At 38.3% G+C, this 16,998-nt stretch carries 19 protein-coding genes; 18 read left to right on the forward strand and 1 reads right to left on the reverse strand.

Annotation, left to right across the window (positions count from 1 at the left end; genetic code table 11):
- The first annotated feature begins 337 nt into the window (after nt 1-337).
- Nucleotides 338-874 carry a DNA-directed RNA polymerase subunit delta gene (rpoE, locus tag ACFX40_RS17660; RefSeq protein ID WP_028409707.1) on the forward strand — a complete coding sequence of 179 codons (537 nt, stop codon included), beginning with the start codon at nt 338-340 and terminating at the stop codon, nt 872-874.
- Nucleotides 875-1,194: 320 nt separating this feature from the next.
- The gene (locus ACFX40_RS17665; RefSeq protein WP_060745876.1) at nt 1,195-2,802 is read left to right on the forward strand and encodes a CTP synthase; all 1,608 of its coding nucleotides are present in this window, start codon (nt 1,195-1,197) and stop codon (nt 2,800-2,802) included.
- Nucleotides 2,803-2,841: 39 nt separating this feature from the next.
- Here the strand turns inward: ACFX40_RS17665 and ACFX40_RS17670 are convergent, their stop codons facing one another.
- Nucleotides 2,842-3,372, reverse strand: coding sequence for a DUF2529 family protein (locus ACFX40_RS17670; protein ID WP_060745875.1), 531 nt, complete (start codon nt 3,370-3,372; stop codon nt 2,842-2,844).
- 237 nt (nt 3,373-3,609) lie between these two features.
- Between ACFX40_RS17670 and ACFX40_RS17675 the strand changes: the two genes are divergently transcribed.
- The 16 genes from ACFX40_RS17675 to rpiB all read left to right on the forward strand — a co-directional run bounded on the left by ACFX40_RS17675 (nt 3,610) and on the right by rpiB (nt 16,980).
- On the forward strand, nt 3,610-3,984 hold the full coding sequence (locus ACFX40_RS17675) for a response regulator (protein ID WP_087944205.1): 375 nt from the start codon (nt 3,610-3,612) through the stop codon (nt 3,982-3,984).
- A 224-nt stretch (nt 3,985-4,208) separates the two neighbouring features.
- Nucleotides 4,209-5,066, forward strand: a complete 858-nt coding sequence (locus ACFX40_RS17680) for a class II fructose-bisphosphate aldolase (RefSeq protein WP_013059826.1) — start codon at nt 4,209-4,211, stop codon at nt 5,064-5,066.
- A gap of 137 nt (nt 5,067-5,203) precedes the next feature.
- Complete coding sequence (gene fsa / locus ACFX40_RS17685; RefSeq protein ID WP_013059825.1) at nt 5,204-5,848, forward strand: fructose-6-phosphate aldolase; 645 nt, start codon at nt 5,204-5,206, stop codon at nt 5,846-5,848.
- A gap of 207 nt (nt 5,849-6,055) precedes the next feature.
- Nucleotides 6,056-7,342 (forward strand): UDP-N-acetylglucosamine 1-carboxyvinyltransferase, encoded by a 1,287-nt coding sequence (locus ACFX40_RS17690; RefSeq protein ID WP_013059824.1) that lies wholly within the window; start codon nt 6,056-6,058, stop codon nt 7,340-7,342.
- Between the two features lie 525 nt (nt 7,343-7,867).
- A complete protein-coding gene (gene rho, locus ACFX40_RS17695) occupies nt 7,868-9,142 on the forward strand; it encodes a transcription termination factor Rho (RefSeq protein ID WP_013059823.1) in 1,275 nt (424 codons plus the stop codon).
- A 154-nt stretch (nt 9,143-9,296) separates the two neighbouring features.
- Nucleotides 9,297-9,497 carry a 50S ribosomal protein L31 gene (gene rpmE / locus ACFX40_RS17700; protein ID WP_013085477.1) on the forward strand — a complete coding sequence of 67 codons (201 nt, stop codon included), beginning with the start codon at nt 9,297-9,299 and terminating at the stop codon, nt 9,495-9,497.
- 204 nt (nt 9,498-9,701) lie between these two features.
- Entirely contained in the window at nt 9,702-10,316 is a 615-nt protein-coding gene (locus tag ACFX40_RS17705) for a thymidine kinase (protein ID WP_226897604.1), read from the forward strand.
- 138 nt (nt 10,317-10,454) lie between these two features.
- The gene (gene prfA / locus ACFX40_RS17710; protein WP_013059820.1) at nt 10,455-11,522 is read left to right on the forward strand and encodes a peptide chain release factor 1; all 1,068 of its coding nucleotides are present in this window, start codon (nt 10,455-10,457) and stop codon (nt 11,520-11,522) included.
- Nucleotides 11,522-12,373: a peptide chain release factor N(5)-glutamine methyltransferase gene (prmC, locus tag ACFX40_RS17715; RefSeq protein WP_060745874.1), complete on the forward strand. Its 852-nt coding sequence runs from the start codon at nt 11,522-11,524 to the stop codon at nt 12,371-12,373. The genes prfA and prmC overlap by 1 nt, the downstream gene beginning before the upstream one ends.
- A 121-nt stretch (nt 12,374-12,494) precedes the next feature.
- The gene (gene spoIIR / locus ACFX40_RS17720) at nt 12,495-13,388 is read left to right on the forward strand and encodes a stage II sporulation protein R (protein ID WP_028409702.1); all 894 of its coding nucleotides are present in this window, start codon (nt 12,495-12,497) and stop codon (nt 13,386-13,388) included.
- 85 nt (nt 13,389-13,473) lie between these two features.
- Nucleotides 13,474-13,920, forward strand: coding sequence for a GNAT family N-acetyltransferase (locus tag ACFX40_RS17725; RefSeq protein WP_013059817.1), 447 nt, complete (start codon nt 13,474-13,476; stop codon nt 13,918-13,920).
- Between the two features lie 192 nt (nt 13,921-14,112).
- Nucleotides 14,113-15,153 carry an L-threonylcarbamoyladenylate synthase gene (locus ACFX40_RS17730; protein ID WP_377255770.1) on the forward strand — a complete coding sequence of 347 codons (1,041 nt, stop codon included), beginning with the start codon at nt 14,113-14,115 and terminating at the stop codon, nt 15,151-15,153.
- A 67-nt stretch (nt 15,154-15,220) separates the two neighbouring features.
- Entirely contained in the window at nt 15,221-15,781 is a 561-nt protein-coding gene (locus ACFX40_RS17735) for a manganese efflux pump MntP (RefSeq protein WP_013059815.1), read from the forward strand.
- A 22-nt stretch (nt 15,782-15,803) separates the two neighbouring features.
- A complete protein-coding gene (locus tag ACFX40_RS17740) occupies nt 15,804-15,959 on the forward strand; it encodes a hypothetical protein (protein WP_155660731.1) in 156 nt (51 codons plus the stop codon).
- Between the two features lie 50 nt (nt 15,960-16,009).
- A complete protein-coding gene (locus tag ACFX40_RS17745; RefSeq protein WP_025752493.1) occupies nt 16,010-16,438 on the forward strand; it encodes a low molecular weight protein arginine phosphatase in 429 nt (142 codons plus the stop codon).
- Nucleotides 16,439-16,518: 80 nt separating this feature from the next.
- Nucleotides 16,519-16,980: a ribose 5-phosphate isomerase B gene (rpiB, locus tag ACFX40_RS17750; RefSeq protein WP_013085468.1), complete on the forward strand. Its 462-nt coding sequence runs from the start codon at nt 16,519-16,521 to the stop codon at nt 16,978-16,980.
- The last annotated feature ends 18 nt before the right edge of the window (nt 16,981-16,998 follow it).

Genomic DNA, 16,998 nt, shown 5'->3' on the forward strand with positions numbered 1-16,998 from the left:
GTATATAGTGATATATTAAAAGCCGAGATGACTGTTTGTGGGTCATCTCGGCTTTTATAGACTTAACCTTAGCGGAGTCAGAATAACGGATGGTGAATTCCTTTTGATTAAAGGATGTTGTTGGCGTATTAAGTAGAATGTATTATAGTGAAAAAATGTCTATTTTTTCGTTGTTTTATGCGAAATTCTCGAGAATTTTAGAAACGAGGCTAGCATAAATGTATTGAATTTGTTTATAATGAATGGTATGTATTTATTCGTTTCCATCATTTACACATATGATGAATTGATTTAATAGATTTTCGATATACATAGCCATAGAAAGGATGTGCCAGATTTGAGTTTAGCACAGTACTCAAAAACGGATTTAAAAGAAATGTCGATGATTGAGATTGCTTATGCGCTTCTAGAAGAAAAAACAGATCGTCAAGCAATGTCATTCCAAGAAATTATTGCTGAAATTAAAGCAGCAGCTGAAATGTCAGATCAAGAATTAAAAACGAGATTAGCTCAGTTTTATACAGATATTAATATTGATGGTCGCTTTTTAACAGTAGGGGACAACCACTGGGGTCTTCGTGGATGGTATCCTTTTGACCAAGCTGAAGAAGAAGTTATTCCGGTTGCAAAACCTAAAAAGAAAAAAGCGAAAAAAGCTGTTGTTGAAGAAGTTGAAGATTTTGATGATTTAGAAGAAGATTTGGATTATGAAGATGTTGATGATCTAGAGGAAGAAGAAGATTTTGAAGACATTGACGAGCTAGAAGAAGATGAAGATGATCTTGCAGAAGACGATTTTGACGATTTAGAAGATGATCTAGAAGATGATGATGAAGATGAAGAAGAAGATTATGAGGACGACAAAGAAAAATAATCCTTCTTGACTTTTTCAAGCGAAGTAGGTAGAATCTTTTTTGGGCTCTTTAAACAAGCATTTAAAAAGTTTTTATTTAAAATAGACTATTGCTCCCAATCCAGTTTTGGTATTGGGAGCAATTTTTTTATTTTATCTATCCATGTTTTACACCCCGATATGTTCTTATAAATCCTTGATAGAAACTTTCTTTTGGTTCTTGAACGTTTCACATTCATAAGGTTTCTTATAATTTCGCATGCACAATGAATGAATTGTGATTGTTTATGTGAAAACTTTTAATATTGTACAGTTCAAATTATTTAGAGGGGGAAGTATAGATGACAAAGTATATTTTCGTAACAGGCGGTGTTGTATCATCTCTAGGAAAAGGGATTACAGCAGCTTCTTTAGGCCGTTTATTAAAAAACCGTGGGTTGAACGTAACGATTCAAAAGTTTGATCCATACATTAACGTAGACCCGGGAACAATGAGTCCATACCAACACGGTGAGGTATTCGTAACGGATGATGGCGCGGAAACAGACTTAGACTTAGGTCACTATGAGCGTTTTATCGATATCAACTTAAATCGCTACAGCAACGTAACAACAGGTAAAGTATATTCAACAGTATTGAAAAAAGAGCGTCGCGGTGATTATTTAGGCGGAACAGTTCAGGTTATTCCGCACATCACAAATGAAATTAAAGAACGCGTTTTCCGTGCAGGTAAAGAAACAAATGCGGACGTTGTTATTACTGAAATCGGCGGAACGGTAGGAGATATTGAATCACTTCCTTTCCTAGAAGCTATTCGTCAAATTAAAAGTGATATTGGCCGTGACAATGTTATGTACATCCACTGTACACTTGTGCCATATTTAAAAGCTGCTGGTGAAATGAAAACAAAACCAACACAGCATAGTGTAAAAGAATTACGTAGCTTAGGTATTCAGCCAAATGTTATCGTTGTTCGTACAGAAATGCCAATTTCTGAAGATATGAAAGACAAGCTAGCTTTATTCTGCGACATTGATCCAAAAGCGGTTATTGAGTGTGCAGACGCTGAAACATTATATGAAATTCCACTATCTCTACAAGAGCAGCACCTAGATCAAATCACATGCGATCACTTGAAATTAGATTGCAAAGAAGCAGAAATGACTGAGTGGAAAGCACTGGTTGAGAAAGTAAAAGGACTTTCAAATACAACAAAAATTGCATTGGTTGGTAAGTATGTAGAGCTTCAAGATGCTTATATTTCTGTCGTAGAAGCAATGAAACATGCTGGATATGCATTCGATGCAGATGTAAACATCAAGTGGGTAAACTCGGAATTTGTAACAAAAGAAAATGTTCAAGATTTACTTGGTGATGTAGACGGTATTTTAGTTCCAGGTGGATTTGGTGATCGTGGAATTGAAGGTAAAATTGTAGCAACACAATATGCACGTGAGCAAAAAGTTCCATTCTTAGGTATTTGCTTAGGTATGCAGCTGGCATCAGTTGAGTTTGCGCGTAATGTATTAGGCTTAGAAGGCGCACATTCAGCAGAAATTGCACCTGAAACAAACTATCCAATTATCGACTTATTACCAGAACAAAAAGACGTAGAAGACCTAGGTGGTACACTGCGCTTAGGATTATACCCTTGTAAATTGTCTGAAGATACGCTTGCATATAAAGCATATCAAGATGAAGTGGTATATGAGCGTCATCGTCACCGTTATGAATTCAATAACGAATACCGTCAACAAATGGAAGAGAAAGGCTTTATCTTCTCTGGTACAAGCCCAGACGGCCGTTTAATTGAAATTGTAGAGCTAAAAGACCACCCATGGTTCTTGGCTTCACAATTCCACCCAGAGTTTACTTCTCGTCCAACTAGACCGCAACCATTGTTCAAAGAATTTATTCGCGCATCAATGGAATCAAGTCAAAACAAATAAGTGAAATAAAAAACACGCTGTCTTTAGACAGCGTGTTTTTTATTCATATTCTTCTACGATTTCTTTTAATGTGAAAGTTAAACCGTAGTACGCGTATAAAGCGACCATCATTGCTGGAAAACCAAATCTTGAGCCGTCTTCTCCAGGAATAAGCGGCTTTAACAATTTTGTATCAATATGCGCATCTGCGAGTGCTGTTAAAGAAGGTTCGGTTATCTCTTTAGGAGCAGCAGCAATGCTAACAAATGGAATATCGTGTTTCTTTAAACGTTCAGCTATTTCCACTGCTTTATTATCTGTTGAAAATCGAGAGACAAGCAGTACGCGATCAACGCTAGTCAGCTGATCTAATTCATGTAAAGGCAAAGCTTTTGCCTGACTTAAAGGTTCTGCACTGCTTAGTGCTTCAAGCGTAATGGCGTGCATTTCTTCTACGCCATAAATATAAATAAATCCTTCTCCGACAGAGGCTTGTGCTAAAATACGCGCGGCATCTTCAAATTGGAATTCTTCTTGTTCTTCAATTCGTTTAAAAAAACCTGAAAGTTGAGTTGTGAAAATTTTAAGCATAGAATCTCCCTTCGATTTAAGCGGCTAAAGCCGTCTATCTACACATTATAACGAAAAAAGCTATCTGTATTCTATCTTGAAATGAGCTACAATGAAAGTAAAGTGCAATGAAATTGGATGGATGACAAAAAAAGCTATGTTTTGTAACAATTTCTCTAATTAGCAGGGATTTTTGTTTTAAAGGCGAAATACATATGTTAGTTTTGTCTGTAGAAGAGGAATATAAAAGGTGGGATTATATTGGCAGAGAAAATTTTAATTGTTGATGATCAGTATGGTATACGTATTTTATTAACGGAAGTGCTGCAAAAAGAAGGCTATACAACATTTCAAGCGGCGAACGGCTTCCAGGCGATTGATATTACAAAAGAGCAAGCACCGGATCTTGTCTTATTAGATATGAAAATTCCAGGAATGGATGGAATTGAAATTTTAAAAAGGTTAAAGCAGCACGATGAAACGATTAAAGTCATCATTATGACCGCTTATGGTGAATTGGATATGATTCAAGAAGCAAAAGATCTAGGAGCATTAACACACTTTGCAAAACCGTTTGATATTGATGAAATCCGAAAAGTTGTTAGGGAATATATACCAGTAAAGTCGAATTAAGGTTTTGGTAGGGTTTTCATCCTAACAAATTTTGAATATCAGCCTAAAAATGTTGCTGTTTTCATTGTTAGTTGGTATCCTAATTACTGTATTCATAATTCGACAATCTATTATGTAAAGATGCGCGTTGTTTCTACATGAAACACTCAATTCAAGAGCATACTATTTGAGTGTGCCTTTTGGTTAGCATCTAATCTAAGGTTGATTTTAAGGAGGATTTCAATATGCCTTTAGTATCAATGAAAGAAATGCTTATTACAGCAAAAGAACAAGGCTATGCAGTAGGTCAATTTAACTTAAATAACTTAGAGTTTACTCAAGCTATTCTTCAAGCAGCAAAAGAAGAAAACTCTCCAGTTATTCTTGGTGTATCTGAAGGTGCAGCACGCTACATGGGCGGTTTCAAAACTGTTGTAGCAATGGTTGAAGCTCTAATCGAAGATTACGACGTTCAAGTACCAGTTGCAATTCACTTAGACCACGGTTCAAGCTTTGAATCATGTGCAAAAGCAATCCATGCTGGATTCACTTCTGTAATGATCGATGCTTCTCACCACCCATTTGAAGAAAACATTGCAATTACTTCTAAAGTAGTTGAACTAGCTCACTTCCACGGAGTATCTGTAGAAGCAGAACTAGGAACTGTTGGTGGACAAGAAGACGACGTTATTGCTGAGGGCGTTATCTATGCAGATGCTAACGAGTGTGAAGAACTTGTTAACCGTACAGGTATCGATTGCTTAGCTCCAGCATTAGGATCAGTTCACGGACCATACAAAGGTGAACCAAACCTAGGTTTTGCTGAAATGAAAGAAATCGGAGATCGTACAGGTTTACCATTAGTTTTACACGGTGGAACTGGTATTCCAACAAAAGATATCCAAAAATCAGTTTCTTTAGGTACTGCTAAAATCAACGTAAACACTGAAAACCAAATTGCTTCAGCTAAAGCTGTTCGTGAAGTATTAGCTGCGCAACCTGAACAATATGATCCACGTAAATACTTAGGACCTGCTCGCGAAGCAATCAAAGAAACGGTTCAAGGTAAAATGCGTGAATTCGGTTCTTCTAACAAAGCATAATTTGAAATCTTCGGATTGCCTGTTTGCAATTAGTTGAGTCTGAAAAATAAAACCGTCTTATTTTTATTGTAAGGCGGTTTTATTTTTACTATAATTTTCTTATCATTCTGAATACATAACACAGGGGGATGGCATTCATGAAGTTTTTTATTGATACGGCTAACTTAGACGAAATTAAGGAAGCGCATTCATTAGGTTTGTTAGCGGGGGTTACAACAAATCCTAGTTTAGTAGCCAAAGAGAACATCACGTTTGAAGATCGTCTTCGTGAAATTACAGAGTTTGTTGAAGGGTCTGTAAGTGCAGAAGTGATTGCGCTTGATGCAGAAGGCATGATTCGCGAAGGAAAAGAGCTTGCCGCGATTGCGCCGAATATTACAATCAAGGTACCGATGACTCCAGATGGATTAAAAGCAGTAAAAGAATTTACTAGTTTAGGTATTAAGACAAACGTTACGCTTATTTTCTCAGCTAACCAAGCGTTAATGGCAGCAAGAGCAGGTGCTACTTACGTATCGCCTTTCTTAGGAAGATTAGACGATATTGGTTTTAATGGTCTCGATTTAATCTCAGATATCGCAGATATTTTTGCGATTCATGACATTCCATCAGAAATTATTGCAGCATCTATTCGTCATCCGATGCACGTAACAGAAGCTGCAAAAAATGGAGCACATATTGCGACAATTCCTTACAAAGTTTTAATGCAATTGTTCAAACATCCGTTAACAAACGCAGGGATTGACCAATTTTTGGCAGATTGGGAAAAACGAAATGTCTAAACATGTATAAATTTGTGTGGCGTTTACCATCCTGACAGGTGAATGCCATATTTTTCTTTTATCTTGTCGAAACTATACATGATTTTTTCATTTTCGTGTACACTAGTAGGTAATAGGAAAAATAACCATTCTTTTAGGTATTCTTTGTACCAAAATTTTCCTCAATTACTAGGTGAGAAACTTTCTTTCACTAGAAGGGAGCTATAAATGGAAAAGTTAAAAATACAAGGTGGCTTTACCTTAAGTGGATCCGTCCGCGTCAGTGGTGCTAAAAATAGTGCCGTTGCGCTTATTCCAGCAACAATTTTAGCCGAGTCACCTGTTACAATTGAAGGTCTGCCCGATATTTCAGACGTGCAGTTATTAGGGGATTTAGTTGAAGAAATTGGTGGGAAAGTAACCATTGATAACGACGAATTAACAGTAGATCCATCCGGAATGGTTGCAATGCCTTTACCGAACGGAAAAGTAAAAAAATTACGCGCTTCTTATTATTTAATGGGGGCCATGTTGGGACGCTTTAAAAAAGCGGTAGTTGGGCTTCCAGGAGGCTGTTACCTTGGTCCTAGACCAATCGATCAGCACATTAAAGGCTTTGAAGCTCTTGGCGCTAAAGTAACAAATGAGCAAGGAGCTATTTACATTCGAGCTGAGGAATTGATTGGTGCTCGAATTTATTTAGACGTTGTTAGCGTAGGAGCAACAATCAATATTATGCTCGCTGCTGTAAGAGCAAAAGGGCGTACCGTTATTGAGAATGCTGCTAAAGAGCCTGAAATTATTGATGTAGCTACGTTACTGACAAGTATGGGTGCCCGTATTAAAGGTGCAGGTACGGATGTTATTCGAATTGATGGAGTAGATCAATTAAAAGGATGCCGTCATTCTATCATTCCAGACCGAATTGAAGCAGGCACGTATATGATCATGGGAGCGAGTATGGGAAAAGAAGTTGTTGTTGACAACGTTATCCCTCAGCATTTGGAGTCATTAACGGCTAAAATGCGTGAGATGGGTATTCATATCGAAACAAGCTCAGATCAGATTCTTGTAGCGACTCGTCAGCTATTGAAGCCTGTAGATATTAAGACGCTAGTATATCCAGGTTTCCCAACTGATTTACAGCAGCCATTTACGACGCTTCTAACAAGAGCGTCTGGTACAAGCGTTGTGACGGATACAATTTACGGTGCAAGGTTTAAGCATATTGATGAGCTGAGACGAATGAATGCATCTGTTAAGGTAGAAGGACGTTCTGCTATTATTAATGGTCCTATTCACTTACAAGGTGCGCGTGTGAAAGCGTCGGACTTACGAGCAGGAGCAGCTCTCGTAACCGCTGGCTTAATGGCCAAAGGGATTACAGAGGTAACGGGTTTAGAGCACATTGACCGTGGTTACAGTCATTTAGTAGACAAGTTATCGGATTTAGGGGCAATGATTTGGCGTGAAGAGATGACTCAAGAGGAAATTGAGCAATTTCAAAATTCATAAAGGCAAATCGGTGCCACAGTCATGAAAGCAAAGTTTAGAAATGAGCTTTTTAATAAGCTACACAGGCGTAGGAGCGTTCTTCTATGTCTGTGTAGCTTATATATTTATGAATAGGGTAAATAGATAAAAAGGGAAGCTAAAAGATAAATTTCATTTCTTATTTTAACGTCCAGTTTATTTCCTTTAATGTGAAATTATGAAAAGGTTTTCCTCGCTTCTCGTAAGCTATTAAATTTCCTTTTTTTTATTCATCTTCTAAAGTAAAAAAAGATTGATTAAAAAGATAGAAAAAGGTTAGAATATAAATTGCTACGTTAAATTTATCAAGATAATATAAATGGTTTTATGTCGGAATTATTCTTCTAAAAGTGTATAGTTAATCAATTGATTCTACTTATTATACTTCAAAGGTTATATTCTCCATTTTCACAGATTTATTCCATCCATATCATCTCTCAATTTTATATTTGAATTTAATATGGGAGGAACGGTTAAAAATTATTCATTATAAAGCGTGGTGTCCTAATGAACTTAACATTATCCAGTTTAGAAAATATGAAATTAAAAGAGCTATATGAACATGCTCGTGAGTATAAAGTTTCGTACTATAGTAAATTAACGAAAAAAGAACTTGTCTTTGCTATTTTAAAGGCTCAAGCTGAACAAGATGGGCTTTTATTTATGGAAGGCGTTCTTGAAATTATTCAGTCAGAAGGATTCGGTTTCTTACGACCAATTAACTATTCACCGAGTTCAGAAGATATTTATATCTCAGCTTCACAAATTCGTCGCTTCGATCTGCGTAATGGAGACAAGGTATCGGGGAAAGTTCGTCCTCCAAAAGAAAATGAGCGCTACTACGGATTATTACATGTAGAAGCAGTAAACGGAGAAGATCCGGAAACGTCAAAAGATCGCGTGCATTTTCCAGCGCTAACGCCGATTTACCCAAATGAGCAAATGCTGCTAGAAACTCAGCCAAGAAGTTTCTCTACGCGTATTATTGACTTGATTTCACCAATTGGATTTGGGCAAAGGGGACTAATTGTCGCGCCGCCAAAAGCAGGTAAAACGATGCTGTTAAAAGAAATTGCCAATAGCATTACAACAAATCATCCTGATGCAGAATTGATTGTCCTTCTTATTGATGAGCGTCCTGAGGAAGTGACGGACATTGAGCGTTCGGTTGACGGTGATGTTGTCAGTTCTACATTTGACGAAGTGCCGGAAAACCACATTAAAGTAGCGGAGCTTGTCCTTGAACGTGCGATGAGATTAGTCGAACATAAGAAAGATGTTGTCATTTTGATGGATAGCATCACAAGACTTGCTCGTGCTTATAACTTAGTTATTCCACCGAGCGGTCGTACACTATCAGGGGGTATTGACCCGGCTGCTTTTCACCGTCCAAAACGATTCTTTGGAGCTGCTCGTAACATTGAAGATGGAGGCAGCTTAACCATTCTAGCAACAGCCTTAATTGATACAGGCTCTCGTATGGATGATGTTATTTATGAAGAATTTAAAGGTACAGGTAACATGGAACTGCATCTAGATCGTTCACTAGCTGAAAAACGTATCTTCCCTGCGATTGACATTCGTCGCTCAGGCACACGTAAAGAAGAGCTGTTAATTCCAAAAGAGCATTTAGACCACTTATGGGCAATTCGTAAATCAATGGCAGATGCTCCTGATTTTGCAGAAAAATTCTTAAAACGTTTACGTCAAACAAAGACAAATGAAGAGTTCTTCTCGATGTTAACGGAAGAGAAAAAAACGCTTCTAGCAAATAAACGATAAGTTATAAAACATGTGGTTGCAAAAGCATACAACCCTTGTTATAATTTCATCATGTGTGTTGATAAAGTACACAGTGAAATAGTTACTATTTCATCACTATCTTTATCAATAAACTCTGTTTCAGAATGATTCAGGGCGGAAGGAGATGAAACGAATGAAAACAGGAATTCATCCAAACTATAAAACAGTTATGGTTAAATGTACTTGCGGAAACGAATTTGAAAGTGGTTCTGTAAAAGAAGAGATCCGCGTTGAGACTTGTTCTGAATGTCACCCATTCTACACTGGTCGTCAAAAATTCGCTGAAGCTGGTGGCCGTGTTGATCGCTTCAACAAAAAATACGGTCTTAAATAATCACATTGTCGAAACAAACAGGCAAGTAGCTTAACTTCTTGCCTGTTTTTTTGCTTATAAAAGTAGAAAAACAGTGTCTGCTTGATAAAAAAGTGGGTACTTTATCATAGGAATAAGATCTACATAGAAGACGTAGATTAAGTTAGTAGCGGTTCGCTCAGAAACGGAACGAGAAGAAGGGAGAGTCCCGCAGTGGTGTACGTAATGAAACAAAGCGGTTGGATAGAAGTAATTTGTGGCAGTATGTTTTCAGGGAAATCAGAAGAGTTAATTCGACGTGTGCGCCGTACGCAGTTTGCTAAACAAAAAGCACAAGTGTTCAAGCCTGCAATCGATAATCGATATAGCGAAGAAGCGGTCGTTTCACATAATGGTACATCTGTTATGGCTTATTCAATCTCGGCATCGCGCGATATTTTAAAGCGAGTAGATGAAGAGACAGACGTAGTAGCGATAGATGAAGTGCAATTTTTTGACACAGATATTTTAGAAATTGTTCAATCTTTAGCGGATCAAGGCTTTCGTGTGATTGTAGCGGGGTTAGATCAAGACTTTAAAGGTGAACCTTTTGGACAAATGCCGCAGTTAATGGCTATTGCAGAGTCAGTAACAAAGCTACAGGCTGTGTGCGCTTCATGTGGCTCTCCTGCGAGCCGTACGCAGCGTTTAATTAACGGTGAGCCTGCTTCTTATGACGATCCTATTATTTTAGTCGGTGCGTCTGAATCTTACGAACCAAGATGTCGTCATTGCCACGTTGTGCAAAAGTCTAAAGGACAAGCTGTGTCTGTGGACTCAAGCGAAATGGTCGAAAAATAAAGCAAGAATTTTATGATGATAAAAACAGAACGCGCAGTTCTGTTTTTTTGTTCATATACGTGTATTAACAAGGTTTTGACTCTATTTTAAAGCTATACTATAATTACAATGTTATGGATAAAGAATGAGGTGAATGACGTGTTTGATCGTTTAGAAGCGGTAGAGGCGCGCTATGAGAAGTTAAACGAACTTCTGAGTGACCCTGAGATCGTAAACAACCCCTCTAAGTTGAGAGAATATTCGAAGGAACAATCAGATATACAACAAACGGTAGCTGCTTATCAAGAATACAAAGATGTAAAAGAGCAGTTATCAGAAGCGAAAACGATGCTTGAAGATAAGCTTGATGCAGATATGCGTGACATGGTAAAAGAAGAAATTGCCGAGTTAGAAACGCAGCAAGAAGAGCTAGTTGAAAAGCTACGTATTTTATTAATTCCAAAAGATCCAAACGATGATAAAAACGTAATTATGGAAGTTCGTGGAGCTGCTGGCGGAGATGAAGCAGCATTATTTGCAGCTAATTTGTACCGCATGTATTCGCGCTTTGCTGAATCACAAGGCTGGAAAACAGAAGTAATGGAAGCAACGACTACTGGAGTAGGCGGTTATAAAGAAATTATCTTTATGATTAACGGTAAAGGTGCGTACTCAAAGATGAAATTTGAAAACGGCGCACACCGTGTTCAACGAGTTCCTGAAACAGAATCAGGCGGTCGTATTCATACATCTACAGCAACGGTAGCATGTCTTCCTGAAGCAGAAGAAGTCGAAGTGGACATTCATGAAAAAGACATCCGTGTAGATACATTTGCTTCAAGTGGACCTGGTGGGCAAAGTGTTAACACGACGATGTCAGCCGTTCGTTTAACGCATTTACCAACAAATACAGTGGTATCATGTCAAGATGAAAAGTCTCAGATTAAAAATAAAGAAAAAGCAATGAAAGTATTGCGTGCTCGCGTGTACGATAAGTTTCAGCGAGAAGCACAAGCAGAGTACGATGCAACGCGCAAACAAGCAGTTGGATCAGGAGATCGCTCCGAGCGTATCCGTACGTATAACTTCCCGCAAAATCGCGTAACGGACCACCGTATTGGTCTGACGATTCAAAAGCTAGATCAAATCTTAGAAGGCAAGCTTGATGAAATTATCGATGCATTAGTCATGGAAGACCAAGCGCGCCGAATGGAAGATTCGAACTAATGAAAGTATTTGAAGCCCTTAAGTGGGCTTCTTCTTTTTTGAAAGAGGCAAAGCGAGATGAAAACGCGGGAGAACTCTTGCTTCGCCATCACTTGCAGATGACGAGAACTCATTTGCTAGGTGCTCTGCAGGAAGAACTAGAAGAAGAAAGTCTAAAAAGGTTTGAACAAGATGTCCATGCTCATAAAGCAGGTATGCCTGTACAATATCTAATCGGGACAGAAGAATTTTACGGGCGTTCATTTATTGTAAACGAACATGTATTAATTCCAAGACCCGAAACGGAAGAGCTGGTATACGGAATGATTTCTCGAATAAAAAAAGAATTTCAACACCAGCCTATTGAGCTTGTAGATATTGGAACGGGAAGTGGGGCAATTGCTATCACTTTAGCTTTGGAACTTGACAGAGTGGAAGTTACAGCAACCGATATAGCTATAGAATCTTTAAGCGTAGCCAAAGAAAATGCTCAAAACCTGGACGCTGCTGTCACGTTTATACAGGGAGATCTATTACAACCATTTCTATTATCAAATCAGAAATTTGATGTGATTGTGTCTAATCCGCCTTATATTCCAGCAGATGATGTGTTGTCCACAGTGGTAAAAGATCACGAGCCAAACCGAGCTCTTTTTGGTGGAAAAGATGGCCTGGATTTTTATCGGCGTTTCATGGAAGAGCTGCCATATGTGACGAAGTCAAATAGTATTATTGGATTTGAAGTCGGGGCCGGACAGACAAAAGATGTAGCTGAGATGCTGCAAAAAACGTTTCCGACAGCTTTTGTAGAATGTGTATATGATATTAATGGAAAAGATCGAATGGTTTTTGCAAAACTTCGCGAGAACTAAAAAAATCAGAGGGAATGATTTTCCCTTTGGTTTTTGAAAATCATGCATTTTTTTACTAAATTACTAGTTTAAGATATCTTGCTTTCGGCCATACTGTTCCTATGAAAGGACGGTGGCCGAAATGAAGAAATATGCTATCATTTATTTTATTTTATTAATTATTGGAGCAAATGCTCAACTTATATATACACATAACCAAGTGCAGGCAGATCAGCCTGCCGTCATTCCAGACGAGGCGATTCGACTGCGAATTTTAGCAAACAGTGACGGTGAAAAAGACCAGTACGTAAAACGTCTGATTCGTGACCGGGTGAACGAACAAATTACAGAATGGGTAAAAGATTTAACATCTGTAACTGTAGCTCGAAAAACGATTAAAGAAAATTTGCCGGCGCTTGAAACAATTGCGAAAGAAGTGTTAAAAGAAGAAGGCGTAAATGAATCTGTTCATGTTAAATTCGGAAAAGTAGAGTTTCCTACTAAGTTGTACGGTCAGTTCTTATATCCAGCAGGGGAGTATGAAGCCGTGCTTATTACTCTTGGCAAAGGAGAGGGAGCAAACTGGTGGTGTGTACTATTTCCTCCTTTATGCTTCTTAGATTTCTCAAACGGTGAAGCAGTAAAAGCGCCGGAGCCATCTGAAGAAGAGCCAACGGAAGAAAAAGAGAAACCAGCAGCTTCTGAATCAAAATCTGCAGACAAAACAGATGACAAATCGGCTGAAAGTAAAGAGCCTGCAGTGAAAACAGAAATTCAATCTGCAACTATTACATCGGATTCTATTGAGCAGAAAGCTGAGGAATCTTCTCAATCAACAGTATCTTCTAAAGAAGTAATTGCAAAAGATACAAGCAGCACAGTAAAGGAAGAGACAAGTGCTAAGGCTGAAAAAAAGGAAAGTAAAGAAGCTGAAAAGTCTGTTTCATCTAAGAAAAAAGCTGATTCTAAATCAAAAGAAGATTCTGTAGAAGTTAAGTTTTTTGTAGTAGAATGGGTATCGTCAGTATTTAATTAATAGAATCATTAAAAATAAAATTCAGTTCTACTTCTTTTAATCATCTCATAGATTTGTTACTAGAAAACAAGTTGAGGTGATTAAAATGAGAGAACAATTAAAAATTGCCAGTGAAAATGATTATATTCGAATTCAGCAGTTCTTGCAAAAAGCGGGCATCAGCACAGCTGGTGTGGAAGAGCATATTCATCAATTTGTCATAATGGAAAATGAAGAAGGCGAGCTGCTAGCAACAGTTGGGTTTGAAAAAGAAGGTGTGGATGGAATTCTCCGCTCCCTTGTCGTGTCTCCTTCTTTAATGCAATCTGATATTCTGCTGCTATTTAAAAGCATCGTCCAGCTGGCTCAAAAGCATGGCGTAAAGCAACTATATTTACTAACAAATAAGGCATCTTCTCTACATTTTTTTCAAATGATGAATTTTCAGCAAACATCTTACAGTGCACTGCCTGAGTTGTTAAAAGAACATTCTTATTTAAAAAAGTTACCAAACCCTCAGGATGTCTATGTGATGTTTTATGCAGCTAGTTAAAAGAAAATGTGGATAAATCATTTTAATGGGGTATCCACAATGTTATTCACAAAAACATAAGCTTTATCCACATTTTGTGGATAAAGCTTGTTTGTTGATATAATGAATGCATGTATTTTACTATCTTTGATACATATTGTACTTTTAAAGTAAAAAAAACCTAGATATAGAAAGAAAAAGGAGTTGAAGAAGATGGAAACTAAGTTATGGGTTGTGGATAATTTTACGCACGAAAAAGATATTTATCCACAGATAGAAGAAGCAGCAGATTTGCTGCGCAATCACGAAGTAGTTGCTTTTCCTACAGAGACGGTGTATGGATTAGGAGGAGACGCAACATCGGATAAAGCTGTGGATAAAATTTTTGCAGCGAAAGGACGTCCTAGTGATAACCCTCTTATTGTTCATATTGGAGATAAAGAGCAGCTTCATACATTTGTAGAGTCGATTCCTTCAAAAGCAGAGAAAGTGATCGATGCTTTTTGGCCGGGTCCTCTTACAGTCATATTACCCAAAAAAGATCGAGTTTCAGATAAGGTTACGGCTGGTTTAAACAGCATTGCAGTGAGAATGCCCTCACATCCAGTAGCCCTCGCATTATTAAAAAAAGTGGCTTTGCCTATCGCGGCTCCTAGTGCAAACCTTTCCGGCAAGCCAAGTCCCACTCTAGCTCATCATGTGATGAATGATTTAGAAGGGCGTATTAGTGGAGTTGTGGATGGAGGAGCAACAGGGGTAGGAGTAGAGTCAACGGTCCTTGACTGTACCGAAGAGATTCCTATTATTTTACGGCCGGGCGGCATTACTCAGAAAGAGTTGGAAAATGTAATTGGTCCCGTAAAAGTAGATCGAGCGTTATTAAGTGATAAAGAAGCGCCAAAATCTCCAGGTATGAAATATACGCATTACGCACCTGATGCACCGCTTGTCATCGTTGACGGCAGTTCGGATTTTTTTCAGTCTATTATCAATCGCTATAAAGAGCAGGGTAAGCGAGTGGGGGTATTAACGACATCTGAACATGAAGATGCGTATAAAGCCGATGCGGTTATCACATGTGGATCTCGTTCAAATTTAGAGACGGTTGCTAGCCACTTATACGAGTCGCTTCGTTCATTTAATGAGTGCGACGTAGATGTTATCGTTAGTGAAAGTTTTTCTGAAGAAGGAGTCGGTCATGCCGTTATGAACCGATTAATGAAAGCTGCAGGACATCACGTGATTAAGCAATAAAATTCATCTTCTAAACCTTTTCGAATGTGCATATTTTGAAATAGGAGCACGTCCGAGGAGGGTAAAGATGAATGTATCTCAGTTAATTAGTGAAATGATCACGTTAGTCATTATGGCGTTTGCCTTAGGAATGGATGCTTTCTCAGTTGGTTTGGGAATGGGATTAATTCGTTTACGCTTTCGCCAAATTTTCTACATTGGTGTTGTTATCGGTGTATTTCATATTTGGATGCCGCTGTTAGGCATGTTTATTGGACGACTTTTGTCTGATAAACTTGGAATGTTTGCTACCTATGGCGGTGGAATTTTATTGCTGATTCTTGGGGCGCAGATGATTTATTCCTCCTTTAAGCATGACGATACGCCGTTTATCAAACCAGTTGGCTTTGGACTGTTATTTTTTGCGCTCAGCGTGAGTCTAGATAGTTTTTCTGTTGGACTTAGCTTAGGTATTTTTGGAGCAAGAACGTTTTTGACCATTATTGTTTTTGGCGTAGTAAGTATGCTATTAACTTGGTTAGGACTGCTGCTAGGCAGAAGAGTACAAGGCTGGCTTGGTTCATATAGTGAGGCACTGGGCGGAAGCATTTTATTAGCTTTTGGAATCAAATTGTTACTACCTTTTTAACTATATAAATAGGTAAAGGATCATGACCATTCAGGTTATGGTCTTTTTTTGCTTCTTTTGGATTGCAGCGATAAAAGAAGGAAAGCGAAGTCGTTTTTTCGAGATGGATGAAGCGGTAATGGATAAAAAATACCCGGAAAAGCTAACTGGATTTATGCAGGCAATAGAGATACAATAGGGTGGAATATCAACATAGTCGAACATAGTGAAAGCAAGGGAGGATGTATCTTGAAAAACATCTTATTTGTATGTACAGGAAACACGTGCCGCAGCCCTATGGCAGAAGCGTTGCTCAAAGCTAAAGAGATAGATGGAATAAACGTGAAGTCTGCAGGCGTATTCGCTTCAAATGGAAGTGAAGCTTCTGTTCATGCACAAGTTGCCCTTCACCAGAAAGGCATAGCTTGTTCTCATGCTTCGGCAGCATTAACGGAAGAACAATTGATGTGGGCTACTTATATTTTTACGATGACGGAGCAGCATAAAATGCTGATTTTGAACCAAGCTCCATACGTAAGTGATAAATTATTTACGCTAAAAGAATTTGCCGACGAGCAAGGTGAAGTGTCTGATCCGTTTGGCGGATCATTACAGACGTACGAACAGACTTTAGAAGAGTTAGAGCGTATGATTAACAAAATAGTCGACAAATTATAAAAGGTCCCATAAATTTTTGCTGACTTAAAATGAACAGAAATTTAATATAAGACGAAGGTACGTATGAGGAGGAAACAAAGATGAAAGTAGCTATTGCATCTGACCACGGCGGTATAAATTTGCGACAGGAAATTATCTCTTTAATGGAAGAATTAAATATTGAATATGTGGATTTAGGGTGTGAATGCACAGCGTCCGTAGACTATCCGGATTATGCACTTCCCGTTGCTCAAAAAGTGGCAAGCCAAGAAGTAAGTCGAGGCATTCTTATTTGTGGAACAGGCATCGGTATGAGTATAGCAGCTAATAAAGTAAAAGGAATTCGCTGTGCTCTAGTGCATGATACGTTCAGTGCAAAAGCGACAAGAGAACATAATGATAGCAACATTTTGGCAATGGGTGAACGTGTCATTGGGCCGGGACTTGCACGTGAAATTGCGAAAATTTGGTTAATGACAGAATTTGAAGGCGGCCGACATGAAAATCGCGTGAATAAAATTAAACAGTATGAGCAGCAAAGTGATGCAACATTAACTGTATAATGTGAACGTATTCAATGA

Origin of the sequence: Priestia sp. YIM B13552 (assembly GCF_042787775.1) — a bacterium.
In the GTDB taxonomy this organism is placed as follows: Bacteria; Bacillota; Bacilli; order Bacillales; family Bacillaceae_H; genus Priestia; species Priestia megaterium_E.